The sequence below is a fragment of the Bradyrhizobium sp. LjRoot220 genome, assembly GCF_964252915.1.
Classification (GTDB): domain Bacteria; phylum Pseudomonadota; class Alphaproteobacteria; order Rhizobiales; family Xanthobacteraceae; genus Bradyrhizobium.
Map to the genome: position 1 here is coordinate 171,661 of NZ_CAXUPS020000007.1, position 14,943 is coordinate 186,603.

The 14,943-nt window shown below is 62.3% G+C and carries 17 protein-coding genes; 12 read left to right on the forward strand and 5 right to left on the reverse strand.

What is annotated here, in order from left to right; genetic code table 11:
* Positions 1-117: 117 nt before the first annotated feature.
* From ACSQ84_RS26515 to ACSQ84_RS26550, 8 genes are all read left to right on the forward strand, one after another.
* Positions 118-819: an alpha/beta fold hydrolase gene (locus ACSQ84_RS26515; protein ID WP_436214664.1), complete on the forward strand. Its 702-nt coding sequence runs from the start codon at positions 118-120 to the stop codon at positions 817-819.
* Between the two features lie 182 nt (positions 820-1,001).
* Positions 1,002-1,364 carry a hypothetical protein gene (locus ACSQ84_RS26520; RefSeq protein WP_436214665.1) on the forward strand — a complete coding sequence of 121 codons (363 nt, stop codon included), beginning with the start codon at positions 1,002-1,004 and terminating at the stop codon, positions 1,362-1,364.
* Between the two features lie 137 nt (positions 1,365-1,501).
* Positions 1,502-1,957 (forward strand): GatB/YqeY domain-containing protein, encoded by a 456-nt coding sequence (locus ACSQ84_RS26525; RefSeq protein ID WP_436214666.1) that lies wholly within the window; start codon positions 1,502-1,504, stop codon positions 1,955-1,957.
* Between the two features lie 64 nt (positions 1,958-2,021).
* A complete protein-coding gene (locus ACSQ84_RS26530) occupies positions 2,022-3,545 on the forward strand; it encodes an FAD-dependent oxidoreductase (RefSeq protein ID WP_436214667.1) in 1,524 nt (507 codons plus the stop codon).
* 57 nt (positions 3,546-3,602) lie between these two features.
* On the forward strand, positions 3,603-5,213 hold the full coding sequence (locus tag ACSQ84_RS26535; RefSeq protein WP_436214874.1) for an acyl-CoA synthetase: 1,611 nt from the start codon (positions 3,603-3,605) through the stop codon (positions 5,211-5,213).
* Between the two features lie 30 nt (positions 5,214-5,243).
* Entirely contained in the window at positions 5,244-5,714 is a 471-nt protein-coding gene (locus ACSQ84_RS26540; protein WP_436214668.1) for a MarR family winged helix-turn-helix transcriptional regulator, read from the forward strand.
* 86 nt (positions 5,715-5,800) lie between these two features.
* The gene (locus ACSQ84_RS26545) at positions 5,801-6,169 is read left to right on the forward strand and encodes a nuclear transport factor 2 family protein (protein ID WP_436214669.1); all 369 of its coding nucleotides are present in this window, start codon (positions 5,801-5,803) and stop codon (positions 6,167-6,169) included.
* Positions 6,170-6,171: 2 nt separating this feature from the next.
* Entirely contained in the window at positions 6,172-6,615 is a 444-nt protein-coding gene (locus tag ACSQ84_RS26550) for a hypothetical protein (RefSeq protein WP_436214670.1), read from the forward strand.
* A 28-nt stretch (positions 6,616-6,643) separates the two neighbouring features.
* Here ACSQ84_RS26550 and ACSQ84_RS26555 read toward each other — a convergent pair whose 3' ends face one another.
* From ACSQ84_RS26555 to ACSQ84_RS26570, 4 genes are all read right to left on the reverse strand, one after another.
* Entirely contained in the window at positions 6,644-8,869 is a 2,226-nt protein-coding gene (locus ACSQ84_RS26555; protein ID WP_436214671.1) for an ATP-binding protein, read from the reverse strand.
* A 323-nt stretch (positions 8,870-9,192) separates the two neighbouring features.
* Complete coding sequence (locus tag ACSQ84_RS26560; protein WP_436214672.1) at positions 9,193-9,708, reverse strand: SRPBCC family protein; 516 nt, start codon at positions 9,706-9,708, stop codon at positions 9,193-9,195.
* Between the two features lie 43 nt (positions 9,709-9,751).
* Positions 9,752-10,201 (reverse strand): SRPBCC family protein, encoded by a 450-nt coding sequence (locus ACSQ84_RS26565; protein ID WP_436214673.1) that lies wholly within the window; start codon positions 10,199-10,201, stop codon positions 9,752-9,754.
* On the reverse strand, positions 10,194-10,508 hold the full coding sequence (locus ACSQ84_RS26570) for an ArsR/SmtB family transcription factor (RefSeq protein ID WP_436214674.1): 315 nt from the start codon (positions 10,506-10,508) through the stop codon (positions 10,194-10,196). The genes ACSQ84_RS26565 and ACSQ84_RS26570 overlap by 8 nt, the downstream gene beginning before the upstream one ends.
* Positions 10,509-10,640: 132 nt before the next feature.
* On the opposite strand from ACSQ84_RS26570, the gene ACSQ84_RS26575 reads away from it, so the two are divergent.
* Positions 10,641-11,258 carry a LysE family translocator gene (locus tag ACSQ84_RS26575; RefSeq protein WP_436214675.1) on the forward strand — a complete coding sequence of 206 codons (618 nt, stop codon included), beginning with the start codon at positions 10,641-10,643 and terminating at the stop codon, positions 11,256-11,258.
* 179 nt (positions 11,259-11,437) lie between these two features.
* Entirely contained in the window at positions 11,438-12,124 is a 687-nt protein-coding gene (locus ACSQ84_RS26580; RefSeq protein WP_436214676.1) for a tetratricopeptide repeat protein, read from the forward strand.
* A 57-nt stretch (positions 12,125-12,181) separates the two neighbouring features.
* Here the strand turns inward: ACSQ84_RS26580 and ACSQ84_RS26585 are convergent, their stop codons facing one another.
* Positions 12,182-12,979 carry an N-formylglutamate amidohydrolase gene (locus ACSQ84_RS26585; protein ID WP_436214677.1) on the reverse strand — a complete coding sequence of 266 codons (798 nt, stop codon included), beginning with the start codon at positions 12,977-12,979 and terminating at the stop codon, positions 12,182-12,184.
* A 105-nt stretch (positions 12,980-13,084) separates the two neighbouring features.
* On the opposite strand from ACSQ84_RS26585, the gene ACSQ84_RS26590 reads away from it, so the two are divergent.
* Positions 13,085-13,984 (forward strand): transglutaminase family protein, encoded by a 900-nt coding sequence (locus tag ACSQ84_RS26590; RefSeq protein ID WP_436214678.1) that lies wholly within the window; start codon positions 13,085-13,087, stop codon positions 13,982-13,984.
* A gap of 2 nt (positions 13,985-13,986) precedes the next feature.
* Positions 13,987-14,799 carry a transglutaminase-like domain-containing protein gene (locus ACSQ84_RS26595; RefSeq protein ID WP_436214679.1) on the forward strand — a complete coding sequence of 271 codons (813 nt, stop codon included), beginning with the start codon at positions 13,987-13,989 and terminating at the stop codon, positions 14,797-14,799.
* Positions 14,800-14,943: the final 144 nt, after the last annotated feature.

The window sequence follows — 14,943 nt, forward strand, 5'->3', positions numbered from 1 at the left end:
AAAAACGCAGATTCACACGGGTTTCCCTGCATATTTGACAGGCTGCGGCGCTGTCTTAAGCTGGGTTCCCGTTTCCAGCCCGTTTTCGCGCAAAACCGCCCCATCGGGAGCCCGTGTATGGACGATACGATGCCGATCCTGCTCGTTCCGGGTCTCGCCTGCTCGCCGCGGCTCTTTGGCCCCGTGGTGCCGGCCCTGTGGCAGTTGGGGCCCGTGACGGTCGCCAACCACAAGCGCGACGACAATATGGGCGCGATCGCCCGGCGGATCCTGGCCGAGGCGCCGCCGCGCTTTGCGCTCGCCGGGCATTCCATGGGCGGCTACATCGCCTTCGAGATCATGCGGCAGGCACCGGAGCGGGTGGCGAAGCTGGCGCTGATCAGCACCCAGGCCCGGCCCGACACCGGCGAAGCGACGACCCGCCGCCAGGGCATGATCGCCCGTGCGAGAAGCGGCGAGTACCGCGCCGTGCTCGACGAGCTGTTTCCCGGCTTCGTGCACCCCTCGCGGCAGGGCGATGCCGCGTTGCGCCAGCTTGTCCACGACATGGGTGACGATATCGGGCCGGAGGCGTTCGTCCGCCAGCAGATGGCCGTGATCGGCCGGCCGGATTCTCGCCCCACGCTGGCATGGATCAGATGTCCGACGCTGGTGCTGACCGGCGACCAGGACAACACCATCCCGAACTCGCTCTCGATGGAGATGTCGAGCGGCATTCCGGGGGCCAAACTGGTGGTGCTGCCGAATTGCGGGCACCTGCCGCAGGTGGAACAGGCCCAGGCGACCGCCGACGCGCTGACCGAATGGCTGCGAGGCTAGAATCCTGAATTTACTCGTTTCGGTTTTCCTTTCGGTAGGATTTCGGTCGTTAGTTTCAGGATTGCAATTCTTCGAAATTCCGCAAGCTTGGAGAACCATCAAGCGTGAGGCAGCAACAGGTAGCCGGGTCTCGTCTTTACGCCGCGCGCGGCATGCTCCGTAAGTGCGTCACGGCAGCGGTCATGATCCTGTTGTTTGTGGTCGTTGGCGCGGCTGGACTGGAGGCCTGGTTTTGGTTTGGCCGCCCTCCGATTATTCGCGACATCAGTGGGGGATTTTTTCGCCCTGGACTGCCTGATAGGAAAGACGTTTATCGCCAGCGCGTCCATGCCACGTTTCCGATCGGCATTCCCGAAACCGAACTACTGACTTCGCTTGAGCAGCATGGTTATGAAACCAGAGGGGAGCGTGGCCTCGGTCGCCGCTCCGCCCATATCCGCGATGCCATGTTTCCCTGCATCATTGAGTGGAGGGTGCTGTGGATGGCTGACAGTGCCGGGATCGTCTCTGAGATCGAGGACGGGGTATATACAACCTGCTTGTAACCCATTTCGATCCAAACCGGGATAAGGCCCCGAATTCTTATGTCGCAGCGGGATCGGGAGCTGCACAAGGCGTCTATTGCGGTTGTTTCATTGCCGCGGACGACCTAGATAAGGCCCGAAAGCTGAAGGACTGAAACATGCTGCGCGACGATATCAACAATGCGGTCAAGGACGCGATGCGGGCCAAGGATGAGCGCAAGCTCTCCACGCTGCGCATGGTCAATTCGACCATCAAGAACGCCGACATCGCCGCGCGCGGGGAGGGCAAGCCGCCACTCAGCGACGCCGACCTGCTCGGTGTGTTCCAGAAGATGATCAAGCAGCGCCAGGAATCCGTCGAACTCTACGACAAGGGCGGCCGCGCCGAACTCGCCACGCAGGAGCGCGAGGAGATCGCAATCATCTCGGCGTATCTGCCGAAGCAGATGTCGGAAGATGATGTGAAGGCGGCGATCTCGGCCGCGGTCGCCGAGACCGGCGCCGCCGGAATGAAGGACATGGGCAAGGTGATCGCGGTGCTGAAGGCCAAATACGCCGGCCAGATGGACTTTGGTAAGGCCAGCGGATTGGTGAAAGCCGCGCTCGCGGGGTGAGGCTGCGCGTTGGAACTGATGGGCTGGGCCGCGGATTGATAAATGTCACGCTGCGGAGGACACCATGGCCGACCAAAAAGCCCCGCCCGCTGGTCCCGAACTGTCAAATGGCATCGCGCTCTCTGAATTCTCCGGCCCGACGCTGCTCGGCCATGTCGGCGACGAGGAAGTCGTGCTGGTGCGTGCGGGCTCCGAAATCTTCGCGATCGGCCCGCACTGCAGTCACTATCACGGGCCGCTTGCGGAAGGGCTCGTGACCGGCGAGAGCATCCGCTGCCCCTGGCACCACGCCTGTTTCGATCTGCGCACCGGCGAGGCCGCGCGTGCCCCAGCGCTCAATCCGATCGCGGTCTGGAAGGTCGAGCACGAAGGTGACCGTATTTTTGTCCGGGAGAAGCGCGAGCAACCGAAGCCCCGCGTGAAAGGTGCCGTCGATGCGCCCGGCAAGATCGTCATTGTTGGAGGTGGCGCGGCGGGGTTTGCCGCCGCCGCGATGCTGCGACGGCAGGACTATCGCGGCAGCATCGTGATGCTGAGCAACGAGGCAGCACCGCCTGTCGATCGGCCGAACCTGTCGAAGGATTATCTCGCCGGCAGCGCGCCGGAGGACTGGCTGCCGTTGCAGCCCGACGGATTTTACACGGAGGCGGCGATCGATTTGCGGGTCAAGGCCGACGTCACCTCGATCGACACCAGGGCCCGGAGCGTGGTTCTGTCCGGCGGCGAGGTCATTCCCTACGACCGGTTACTGCTGGCGACCGGCGCGGAGCCGGTGCATCTGCCGATACCCGGCGCGGACCAGCCCCACGTTCATGTGCTGCGCTCGCTGGACGATTGCCGTGCGATCATTGCATCGGCTGACGGCGCGCGTCGAGCGCTTGTGATCGGCGCTAGTTTTATCGGGCTTGAGGCGGCAGCGTCGCTGCGAGCCAAAAATCTCGAAGTCCACGTCGTGGGGCTGGAGCAGCGGCCGATGGAGCGAGTGCTCGGGCCCGAGATGGGCGATTTCATCCGCGCGCTGCATGAAGAGCACGGCGTCGTCTTCCATCTCGGCGATACCGTCACGGCAATCGAAGGCAAACGGGCGACGCTGAGGAGCGGCGGCGTGCTGGAGGCCGAACTTGTGGTGGTCGGCGTCGGCGTGCGTCCGCGCCTCGCTCTGGCCGAAAAGGCCGGACTTGCGATCGACCGCGGCGTCACGGTGAATGCCTATCTTGAGACCAGCGCGCCTGGAATCTACGCGGCGGGCGATATTGCGCGCTGGCCCAATCCGCATTCCGGCGAACGGATTCGGGTTGAGCATTGGGTGGTGGCGGAACGCCAGGGCCAGACCGCCGCACGCAACATGTTGGGACAGCGCGAAGTCTTCGACGCCGTTCCGTTCTTCTGGAGTCAACATTACGACGTGCCGATCAACTATGTCGGTCACGCCGAGAAGTGGGACGAGATTGTGGTAGACGGCAATATCGCCGCGAAGGATTGCCTGCTGCAATACAAAAGCGGCGGCCGCGTGCTCGCGGTCGCCTCGATCTATCGCGATGCCGCAAGCCTTGAGGCGGAACTGGCAATGGAGCGGGCGCCGCACTGAACCGTTGCCGTGCGGAAGGGGTTTGTGCTGCAGCGGCAATGGTCTAATCTGGCGCGCATGTTCACCGAAGCCGCCACCTACGACGAACTCTATCGCAACTTCCGCTGGGATATCCCGGCGCGATTCAACATCGCGACCGCCTGCTGCGACCGCCATGCCGATGGCTCTGGCCGCCTGGCGCTGATCTATATCGACGAGGACGGCAGCGCGACGCGGACCTCGTTCGACGAGGTCGCCGAGATGTCGCGCCGTTTCGCCAATGTGCTGAAAGCCGATGGCCTCATTCGCGGCGACCGCGTTGCGGTATTTCTGTCGCAGTCGCTGGAATTGCCGATCGCGCATCTGGCAGCGTTTCGCTCCGGCATGATCTCGATTCCGCTGTTCGCGCTGTTCGGCGAGGACGCGCTGGAGTTTCGTCTCTCCAATTCCGAGGCCAAGGCCATTGTCACTGACGAGGCCGGCTGGGACAAGCTCGCAAAGATCCGCGACCGATTGCCTGAGTTGAAGAACATCTACGTGATCGGCGATCGCACGCCCGCCGGCACCAAACCGTTCTGGCCGTCGCTGCGGGCGGCTTCCCCCGACTTTACGACCGTCGATACGTCGGCGGACGATCCCGGCCTGATCATCTACACGTCAGGCACCACTGGAAATCCCAAGGGCGCGCTGCATGCGCATCGCGTCGTGCTCGGCCACCTGCCGAATGTCGAGATGTGCCACGACTTTATCCCCAAGCCGGGCGATCTGATGTGGACGCCGGCCGACTGGGCCTGGATCGGCGGGCTGATCAACGCGCTGTTCGCGTTCTGGTATCACGGCGTGCCGCTGGTCGGGCACCGCGCGCGCAAATTCGAGCCCCAGGCGGCGATGCAAATGATGGCGGATTACAGTATCCGCAACGTGTTCCTGCCACCGACGGCGCTAAAGCTGATGCGGATCGCAGGCGTCAAGCATTCCGGCGTCAAACTGCGCAGCATTTTCACCGGTGGTGAATCGCTCGGTGGTGAAATGCTTGACTGGGTGCGTGCGACCTTCGGCGTCGATGCCCATGAAGTGTTCGGCCAGACCGAATGCAACCTCGTGATCGGCAGCAATTCAAAACTGTTTCCGATCCGGCCAGGTTCGATGGGCCGGGCGACGCCCGGCTTTGATGTGCGTATCCTCAATGACAGTGGCGAGGAACTGCCGCGTGGCACCCGCGGCGTCATCGGCGTGCGTCAGCCCTGTCCGTGCACCATGATCGAATATTGGCGCAATCCGGAAGCGACGGCGAAAAAATACGCCGGCGAGTTTTTATTGACCGGCGATCTCGGCGTCCAGGATGACGACGGTTACTTCTGGTATGTCAGCCGCGAGGACGACGTCATCACCACGGCCGGCTACCGCGTCGGGCCGTCGGAGATCGAGCACACGCTGATGAAGCACCCGGCGGTGGCGATGTCGGCGGTGGTCGGCATTCCCGATCCGATCCGAACCGAATCGATCAAGGCCTGGATCGTGCTGCGTCCGGGGTTTGCGCCCAATGACGCGCTGGCACGCGAGATCCAGGAATTCGTCAAAGTGCAGCTCGCCGCCCACGAATATCCGCGCTACGTACAGTTCGCGGAAAGCCTGCCGATGACGGCGACGGGGAAGGTGTTGCGAAGAGAGTTAAGGGCGTTGGGGTAGATCTCTTCGTCAATTCGACGCGGTAGGAAAATGCAAAAAACTGTTTCTCATGCCGCGGGGTTGCACCGCGCCTCGCTCAACAAGCTCCATGATTTGGACACGGCGCTGGAGCTGATGTATTACGGCTGGCGCGGCATGACGCTTGCCGCCGATCAGTATCTTGCGACCCTTGGCCTGTCACGCCCGCACCACCGCATTCTCTACGTGGTCGCGCGACAGCCCGACGTCTCGATCGGCTCGCTGATCGAAATTCTCGGCATATCCAAACAAGCCTTGAACCGGCCGCTCAACCTGCTGCTGGAGCGCAAAATGCTGACATCGAAACGGTCGCCCGAGCAGCATCGCTCCAAATTGCTGCGGCTGACGGAATCAGGAAAACGCACTGAACGACGGGCATCAGACTACGAGCGCAAAGCTGTGAGCGAGGCGTTTGATCGTGTCGGCCCGCGTGGCGCTGCCGCGTGGATGGCCGTTATGGAGGTCATCGCGGACAACAACTGACCGTCTCCTAAGGTCAACATAGTTGACGTTAGAATCGCGCTGTGCCACTCTTGCGATCTGTCAGACCGGACGGGGAGGGCGAAGGCATGCGAGAACAGACGATGGACCGGGCAGCCGCCGGACGCTTTGTCGAGGCGTGGTGTGCAAACTGGTGCAAGGTCGATATCGACGCCGTCGTCTCGCACTTTGCCGAAAATGCGGAGATGCGCAGCCCCCTGGCGCTCAAACTGACGGAATCTCCGGTGGTCACCGGGGCTGAGAACATTCGCGCCTACTGGCGGAAGGCTTACGGAAGCATCGAGAGTGCGGATCTCAAAATCCTGAGCTGGAGCTGGGACGATACGATCGCGCGCCTGACAGTCTGGTGGCAACTGGCCGACACACGCGCCAGCGAGTTCATGGACTTCGACGCTGCCGGCCGCGTGGTGCGCAGCGAAGCGTTCTACGGAAAGTAGCCATGCGGTTCCTGGATGTCGTGCTGCTCCTCAATGCGCTCTGGTTCGGCGGCGCATTCATCCAGTTCAGCGTTGCCCAGAGTAATACGCTGAAGATACTGGTGCCGCGGGAGGAGCGTGCAAATCCGATCGCGCCGACTTTGTCGGCCAGCGTGGCGTTTCTTGGCGGGATCAACCTGCCGATCGGTCTGCTGTCGCTATATCTGCTGGCGTTCCGGCCTGCTTTCTTCGGGGCAATTGACGCGCAGCTTGCCTTGTTGCTGTTTTTTGCCGCGTGTCACTTCAGTCAGTTCGCATATAATCTTCCGATCCTGATGCGCGGGGGACGTGTCGGGGTGGCATACTGGCCCGTCTTGAAGGGCCCGATGCTCCGGATCTTTGTCATCGATGCGATGCTGTTCGTGGCAAATCTTGTCGTGGTGTTCCTGCTTGTGTCGGGTTCTTGACGAGCGACGGCCCCGCCGCTCACATCCCTCAATCCCCCTTCAGCACCATCCGCAGCATCAGGGCCAGGTCATTCCGCCGGTAGGGCTTGTTCAGGATCGGCGCTTCGCCGTCGAGGCCGTCGAGCGGTTGGACGGGATGTTCGGTGTAGCCGGAGGTGAACAGCACCTTGAGTTCGGGCCGCAGGCGCGAGGCTTCCCTAGCAAGCTCCGGTCCGAACATGCCGCCGGGCATCACCACATCCGTGAACAGGAGATCGATCTTCCCGGGTTGGCGAAGTGTCTCGAGCGCCTCGCGCCCGTCGCGCCTCGCGATGACGCGATAGCCAAGCTCCTTCAATTCCTTTTCAACATACGAGCGCACCAGATCGTTATCCTCGACGACCAGAATGGTCTCGGTGCCGGCATGCGCGGCGATCTTGTCGGCGATCGGCGCGGCATCGGCGTGCGGCGCCGTGATGCGGGGGAAGAAAAGCCTGACCACGGTGCCGTGTCCCGGTTCGGAGCGTATCGCCATCGCGCCGCCGGATTGCTTTGCAAACCCGTAGACCATGCTGAGGCCGAGGCCGGTGCCTTTGCCGACTTCCTTGGTGGTAAAGAACGGCTCGAACGCGCGGCTGGCCACCTCGGCAATCATGCCGCTGCCGGTGTCCGTTACCGCAACCATGACATAATCGCCGGGCCGGGCTTCGCCATTGACGTCGACATCGGTTTCATCGCGCGACGTATTGCGAATCTCGACCGTCAGCTTGCCGCCCTGCGGCATCGCATCGCGCGCGTTGAGCACCAGATTGAGCAGCGCGGACGCCAGCTGCCCGGGATCGACGCTGACCCGCCACAGGTCCCGATCGAGCAGGAATTCGCATTCGATATGTTCGCCCAGGGTCCGCCGCAACAATTGTTCCATGCCGAGAATTTTCTGGCCGATGTCGATGTCCTGCGGCGTCAAGGGCTGCTTGCGGGCGAACGCGAGCAGGCTCCTCGTCAGATCCGAGCCGCGTTCGGCTGCGGTTGCGATGCTGTCGGCGATCTTGTGCAGTTCACGATTCGCCGCCAATTTCTCGGCGAGGTACTCGGCGTTACCGAGGATGACGGTCAGGAGATTGTTGAAATCGTGAGCGACGCCGCCGGTGAGTTGACCCATCGCCTCCATCTTCTGGGATTGGCTGAGTTTTTGATTGAGTTCGTCGATGGCGGCGCGCTGCCGCTCGAGCGACTCGGCGGTGCCGTTGAGCAGCGTCATTAACCCGCCCAGTTCGCCGCCCGGATGCGGCCCGGGAATCCGCGCGCTCAAATCGCCAAGTCCGAGCCGCCTCGCCATCGCCGCGAGACGCCCGACCTGACGGCCGACTCCCAATGTCGCCAGCAGCCAGACCCCTGCGAGCAGCAGCAGCGAGGCCACGGCAAGCATCGCCAGATCCTCGTAGAGCCGGCGGTTGGCGGCGGCAACCAGGCCGTCCTTGGACAGTCCGGTCATGACATAGAGGCCGGCATCCCGGATCGAAGGCGAGCGGGCGACCGCCCATACATGGGTCCGGCCGTCGCGATCCTTCATCTCGTGGAAGGGCTCACGATTCGAGGTGGTCGCAAACCGGAACAGGTCCGAATTCGCGATCGATGCGCCGGCGGGCTGGTCCCATCCTTTTCCCTGCGGGGCAACGAGGACGGTGCCTTTCCTGTCAACGAGCAATACCTCTTTGCCGTTCAGGAGGCGCTTGTCGTACTCGGCGAATTTGCGCAAGTTGAACGATGCGAGCAGGATGAATTTCAGCTCGCCAGATTCCGTGCGGGTGGGGTATGCGATCTGCAACACGGAGGTCCCCGTCAGCCGGCCGAATACGGGCTCCAGCGTGATGGTGCCGTGCGCCGTCAACGCCTGCCTGAAATAGGCGCGATCCCGCAGGTCGAGGATACGGTCGGTTCGCAGCGAATCGCAGAACAGGCCGCCTTCCGGCGTGATGGTCAATATCCCGGTGTACTGCGGATATTCCTCGCGCACCGCGGAAAGGAAGTCCGAACAAGCCGCCTTGTCTGACGTGTCGAGGTCGCGGGCCCGGGCCAGGCCATAGTGAAGCTGCGCCGTGCCCTGGATTTTCTCGTCCAGATCCTTGGAAATAGCGTCGGCCGTTGCCGAGAGGTTGGCGAGGGCGGCGTTTATCTCGCTGGTGCGATTTTGGGCAAAGCGCAGTCCCACGAGAATGGCCGGCACCAGCATGGCCGCGATAACAAGTATCAGTAGCCGGGTGCGCAAGCTCATCGGGTCATTATTTTCGCGCTCGAATCAGGCATTTTCGCTTTAACTGACTTTTCGCCTCAACCAACTTTTCGCTTTAACCAACAATGTACGGCAATCGTGTGCCGCTCCGTCCGCGGCGACGGTTGAAAATGCCCCTGTGTCAAACCGGGGCGGCAGCTTTCAAATGGCTTCTGCTGGAATCCCTCGAAGCAACCCTACCGAATCCGTTCAGCTATCGCAATCAGGGCGGGTGACGGCGTTTTGGTTGCGGCGCAGGTTGGCGTGGATGGGATCGCGCCAAACTCCGCCGTCGTCCCGGCGAACGCCGGGACGACAGCGAGTGACTACTGAGGCGTCCCGATTCCCATTTCCTTCAACGCGTCCAGCATCCGCTGCGGCGGCGCCATCTCGATCGCGAGCGGTTTGCCAGTCTCCAGCAGGCTCTTGAGGCTGGAGAGGATCGCCGGCCAGCCCTGGCGGCCGCCGGACAGGATGTCGTCGCTGAGCGGGCGGTCGTGCGACTGCAGCATCGTCAGCTTCACCGCGTCGCCCGCTTGCTCGACCTCGTACGTTACCAGCGTCGGCCCGAGTTTTTCCACCAGCGCCGGCCAGTTGACGTTGAACGTCACGGTGAGCCGCTTCGGTGGATCGCATTCGATCACCTCGCCACTGATGTGCAGCGCGCCATCGGGCGTGCGCATGATATAGGCGCCGCCGACCTTCAGATCGACCTCGACGGCATGGCCGAAGAAATATTTCCGGCTGAATTCAGCCGTCGTCAGCGCCTGCCACACCTTCTCCGGCGTCGAGGCGATGTAGATCGTGTAGACGATCGCGGGTTTGAATTTTTCGATGTTCATGATCGGTGAATCCCGATTGGCGTACGGTGGACTGAACACACTGCTAGCCGGCTTTCTTCCATTGCCGCCGCAGCATCGGAAGCGAGGCTCCCGTCTCCAGCAGGCTCTTCAGGCTGGAAAGCACGGCCTGCCAGCCGGAGCTGATGTTGCGTAGCATCTCGGGGCTCAACTCGGTGTGCGTCACCGTCAGGCGCGCGGAGCCCATGAACTCGTCGATGTCGAAGGCGACGCGCGAGATGTCGCTGCCACCAGGCTCGGCCCAGGTCAGCACCAGGCGGCGGGGCGGCTCGCTTTCGACCACGGTTCCAGCCACCGCGACGTCGCTGGCGTCGTCGTAATTCTGATGGCGCCACTCCGATCCCGGCTTCCAGTCCGACACGTTCCGATGGCGGCCCCAGTACTCCTTTGTCATCTCGGGATCGATCAACGCCTGCCAGATCTTCTCCGGGGTCGACTGAATGTAGATGACATAGACGAATTCCGGCTTACTCATCACGCTTCTCCAGTTGCCGTTTCAACTCGCTGAGCGCGGCAAGTTTCCCGCGCTCGAATTTCCTGATCCACCGTTCGCCGATCTGATGGATCGGAACCGGATTCAGGTAATGCAGCTTCTCGCGGCCATGCTTGAGCGTGGTGACGAGGTTGGCCGCTTCGAGGATTCCAAGATGCTTGGTCACGGCCTGCCGCGTCATCGCGAGGCCGTCGCACAATTCGCTCAACGTCTGACCGTTCCTGGCATGAAGCCGATCCAGCAGCGCGCGTCGCGAGACATCGGCCAGCGCTCGGAAGACTTCATCCATGGTTGGATATTATGCAACCAAAAGGTTGCATGTCAAGTGTGTCCTTTGGCGGGAGGAGGAAGAAAGCGTCCCTTCCATCGCCATCATCCACGTGCATAAATGGCGCAAGCTTCCTCCCACGCAGAGTCCCCCATGTCCCTCCAGGTCTATCTCGCTTTCGTCGCCGCCTGCATTGCGCTGGCGCTGCTGCCGGGTCCGGTGGTCACGCTCATCATTGCCAACGGCCTGCGCCACGGCACGCGCGCGGCGCTGATCAATGTCGCGGGGGCGCAGATCGGTCTCGCCATCGTGATCGGCATCGTCGCGGTCGGCCTGACCTCGCTGATGGCGACGATGGGCTACTGGTTCGACTGGGTGCGGTTCGCGGGCGCGGCCTATCTGATCTGGCTCGGCATCAAGCTGGTTCGTGCGCCGGTGGAGGGCGTCAAGGCCGACAAACCGCCACCGCCGCCGCGGGGCGGCTTCTTCCTGCAGGGTTTTTTGGTGCTGCTCAGTAATCCCAAGGTGCTGGTGTTCTTCGGCGCCTTCATTCCGCAATTCATGGACATGAAGCAGGACCATTTCCCGCAAGTGGCGCTGCTCGGCGCCACATTCATGGTGATCGCCGCGATGACCGACGCCATCTACGCGCTGCTGGCCGGTCGTGCCCGGCTGTTCTTTTCGGCGCAGCGCACGCGGCTGGTGTCGCGGATATCCGGCGGCTTCATGATCGGCGGCGGTATCTGGCTGGCGCTGACAAGGGCAAAATAGCCGGTCGCTTGCTCGGTGGCTTCATCCTTCGCGACGGCTGCGCAGCGGCGGCCGCTGCTCGCTCGTCTGTGAGCGCAATCACAGTGAGAGCAAAGCGCCTGGCGTACGCCTGCCGCTCACCATGAGCGAGCAAGCACATGCGACCATCGCAAATCCCCAGCCGTCGATCGCTGACAGTCTTGCTGATCCTGTTCAGTGCATCGCCCTGCTTGGCCGCCGATGTCAGGAAAGATTGCCAAGCACGCCATATCGATTCATGCACGCAAATCCTTCAGTCCGCCCCCTCGGACTTCAACGCGCTCGGCAACAGAGGCATCGCCTTCAGGGTCAGCGGCGAATATGATCGTGCGATCGCGGATCTCGACGCGGCCATCCGCATCAACCCCGATATTGCCGGATTATATCTGGAACGGGGCCTCGCATACGATGCCAAAGGTGAACACCTGCTTGCGATCCGCGATTTCGACGAGGCCATCGGGCGCCAGCCCGATCTGGTGCAGGCGCATTTCGGCCGGGCAATCGCCCATCAAGCCGTCGGTCAACGCGATCTTTCGACCGTCGATATCGACAGTGCCATGCGCCTTGATCGAATCCTGGTGGCTGGGCTGTATATGCAGCGAGGCAATCAGTTGAGAGCCATCCGGCATTACGGCGAAGCCATTGCCGCCTTCGATCGCGCGATCGATATTAATGCCGGCTGGCCCTTGGCCTGGTTCGGCCGGGCCGCATCGTTCGAGGAGATGGGCAATTCCGAACGTGCCGCGGCGGATTATCGAAAGTGCATCGAACTGACCGCGAAATCCGACCTGGAGCGTCAGCGGCAGCAAGAGGCTCGCGCGCGGCTGGATAGATTGGCGGCCCGATAGGCCGGCTTCGTTTTCCGTCTCATCAAGTTCAGCATTGCGAAAAACCGTCCAAACAAACTAAATCACCTGCCGTGACCGAAACACCATTTCGATCTCACCAAGAATCCGCGCCAGCCGGTTGGCCCACGCTTTCTCGCCGGCCTGATCCGAAATCAGATCCTGGCGGATCTCGATTCCGGTGTTCATCAGGCCGCGCGCCTCGCCGTGGACGGGGATGGTGTAGTCGGTGTCGTCGCTGACCGCATAGGGCTCGTTGTCGCCGACCACGAGATCAGGCTCCGCGCGCAACAATTGCAGCAGGAGCGGCGGCAGCATTTTGTCGCGCTGGTACAGCGTGCCGATGTGCCAGGGCCGCGCGATGCCGGCATAAACCGGCGTGAAACTATGCAGCGAGACCAGGATCGTCGGCATGTTCCGCTGCCGGCGCGCATCGATGATCTCGCCGATACGGCGGTGATAAGGATCGAAGATCTGCGCGCGGCGCAGTTCCGCGGCTCCTCGCGCGATAGCTTCATTGCCGGGAATCGTGGTGGTTTCGCTGATGAGCGGGATCGAGCTTGCGGACTGCGGCGGGCGGTTGCTGTCGATCACCAGCCGCGAATAGCGCTGCACGATCAGATGCGCGTTAAGATGCTTTGACAATATCTCGGCGACCCCTGCGATGCCGATGTCCCAGGCGATGTGCCGCTTGAGTTCGCTCTCCGGCAATCCGAGATCGCCGAGGGCTTGCGGAATCAGCCGGCCGTAATGGTCACACGTGAGCAGAAACGGCGAGCGTCCTGCTTCATTATATTCGCGGACAGGAGGAACATCGGCAGGGCCCAGGAGTAAAGATGTGTCGCCGGCGTGGTTCAAAGCATTTTTCCTCAGGCATTGCCTATCGAAGCGGCATTTCGATCTACATATGAGCAGGGTTCGGTATAGATTAGCCGGCCTAAATTCACGATGATTGTTTCCACGATGCCGCTCCTGACGATTCACCACAAGACCGTATATCGCTACACGCACCCGGTGGCGTTCGGCGAACACCGCATCATGCTGCGTCCGCGCGACGGCCATGATCTGCGCGTGCTGTCCGGCAGCCTCGAGATCGAGCCGCAGCCGATGCAGCTGCGCTGGATCCATGACGTGTTCGGCAACAGCGTCGCGATCGCGACCTTCGACGAGCGGGCGGAAACGCTGTCGTTCACCTCGATGGCCACCGTCGAGCACAACCCGGCCGAGGAATTCGCGCTGACGCCGGACGATCCCGCCTATTTCTATCCGTTCGTCTACGACGACGAAGAGTTTCCCGATCTAGTGCAATTCATCACGCCGCAATATGGCGATCCCAATGGCGAATTGTCGTTCTGGGCGCGGGGATTTCTCGACGCCGACGGGCCGACGCGGACCTACGACATTCTCAGCGGCATGACCCACGGCATTCGCGAGGCGTTTAATTATCGCAAGCGCCACGAGCACGGCACCCAGCATCCGCTCGACACGCTGCAGACGAAGTCGGGCACCTGCCGCGACTATGCGCTGTTCATGATCGAAGCGCTGCGCCGGCTCGGCATCGCCGCGCGTTTCGTCTCCGGCTATATCTTCATTCCCGGTGACGGCGCCCGTGGCTATGTCGGCGGCGGCTCGACCCATGCATGGGTGCAGGTCTACCTGCCGAGCGCGGGCTGGATCGAGTTCGATCCGACCAACGGCATCATCGGCACCCGCGACCTCATACGTGTCGCGGTGGCGCGCGATCCGCGGCAGGCGATTCCGCTGCACGGCGCCTATCTCGGCTCGGCGGACGCCTTTGTCGGCATGGAGGTCAGCATCAACGTCTTCTCGGTCAATGACGAAGCGCAGGCGGAGAAGGTCTGACCATGGAGATCAGGGTCGGCTTCGAAATCACTTACGCGGCCGTGCAGCCGACGCCGATGGTGATCATGCTGTCGATCCATCCCTCGCGCTTCTCCGACATCGTCGGCACTGAGCGTATCGTCGCCGATCCGGACGTGCCGATCGGCTTTTATCGCGACAGCTTTGGCAATGTCTGCGGCCGCCTGGTGGCGCCCGCCGGCGGCGTGACCCTGCGCGGCGACGCGCTGGTGCGCGATTCCGGTCTGCCCGACATTGTGATGCCGACCGCGCAGCAGCTCCCGATCGACCAATTGCCCGACGACGTGCTGCAATATCTGATGCCGAGCCGCTATTGCGAGACCGACAAGCTTACCGACATCGCATGGTCGTTGTTCGGCGCGACGCCCGAGGGTTGGGCGCGGGTGCAGGCGATCGTCGACTTCGTGCATAACCACGTGACGTTCGGTTACCAGCATGCGCACCACATGAAGTCGGCTCACGACGTCTACGAGCAGCGCGCCGGCGTCTGCCGCGATTTCGCGCATCTGGCGCTGACCTTCTGCCGCTGCATGAATATCCCGGCGCGCTATTGCACCGGCTACATGGGCGACATCGGCATCCCCCGGGATCCAGCGCCGATGGATTTCTCCGGCTGGTTTCAGGTCTATTTGTCCGGCCAGTGGTACACCTTCGACGCCCGGCACAATCATCCGCGGATCGGCCGCATCCTGATGGGCACCGGACGCGACGCCGCCGACGTCGCGCTGACCACGAGTTTCGGCCGCATGGACCTCGTCAAATTCGTCGTCGTCAGCGACGAGGTGGTGGTGGCGTAGGTACACCCTCCGTCATTGCGAGGAGCCAACGGGTCGCGCGAATGCGCGCCCGATGACAGGCTCCGCGACGAAGCAATCCATCTCACCGTAGCAAAAATGAATGGATTGCTTCGCTTCGCTCGCAATGACGGCTATAGAAATTCC

Coding starts and splice junctions, on each gene's coding strand:
- ACSQ84_RS26575 (WP_436214675.1), top strand. CDS start 10,641: ATGTCCCTCCAGGTCTATCTCGCTTTCGTCGCCGCCTGCATTGCGCTG.
- ACSQ84_RS26590 (WP_436214678.1), top strand. CDS start 13,085: ATGCCGCTCCTGACGATTCACCACAAGACCGTATATCGCTACACGCAC.
- ACSQ84_RS26540 (WP_436214668.1), top strand. CDS start 5,244: ATGCAAAAAACTGTTTCTCATGCCGCGGGGTTGCACCGCGCCTCGCTC.
- ACSQ84_RS26520 (WP_436214665.1), top strand. CDS start 1,002: ATGATCCTGTTGTTTGTGGTCGTTGGCGCGGCTGGACTGGAGGCCTGG.
- ACSQ84_RS26560 (WP_436214672.1), bottom strand. CDS start 9,708: ATGAACATCGAAAAATTCAAACCCGCGATCGTCTACACGATCTACATC.
- ACSQ84_RS26595 (WP_436214679.1), top strand. CDS start 13,987: ATGGAGATCAGGGTCGGCTTCGAAATCACTTACGCGGCCGTGCAGCCG.
- ACSQ84_RS26530 (WP_436214667.1), top strand. CDS start 2,022: ATGGCCGACCAAAAAGCCCCGCCCGCTGGTCCCGAACTGTCAAATGGC.
- ACSQ84_RS26550 (WP_436214670.1), top strand. CDS start 6,172: ATGCGGTTCCTGGATGTCGTGCTGCTCCTCAATGCGCTCTGGTTCGGC.
- ACSQ84_RS26565 (WP_436214673.1), bottom strand. CDS start 10,201: ATGAGTAAGCCGGAATTCGTCTATGTCATCTACATTCAGTCGACCCCG.
- ACSQ84_RS26525 (WP_436214666.1), top strand. CDS start 1,502: ATGCTGCGCGACGATATCAACAATGCGGTCAAGGACGCGATGCGGGCC.
- ACSQ84_RS26545 (WP_436214669.1), top strand. CDS start 5,801: ATGCGAGAACAGACGATGGACCGGGCAGCCGCCGGACGCTTTGTCGAG.
- ACSQ84_RS26535 (WP_436214874.1), top strand. CDS start 3,603: ATGTTCACCGAAGCCGCCACCTACGACGAACTCTATCGCAACTTCCGC.
- ACSQ84_RS26570 (WP_436214674.1), bottom strand. CDS start 10,508: ATGGATGAAGTCTTCCGAGCGCTGGCCGATGTCTCGCGACGCGCGCTG.
- ACSQ84_RS26515 (WP_436214664.1), top strand. CDS start 118: ATGGACGATACGATGCCGATCCTGCTCGTTCCGGGTCTCGCCTGCTCG.
- ACSQ84_RS26555 (WP_436214671.1), bottom strand. CDS start 8,869: ATGAGCTTGCGCACCCGGCTACTGATACTTGTTATCGCGGCCATGCTG.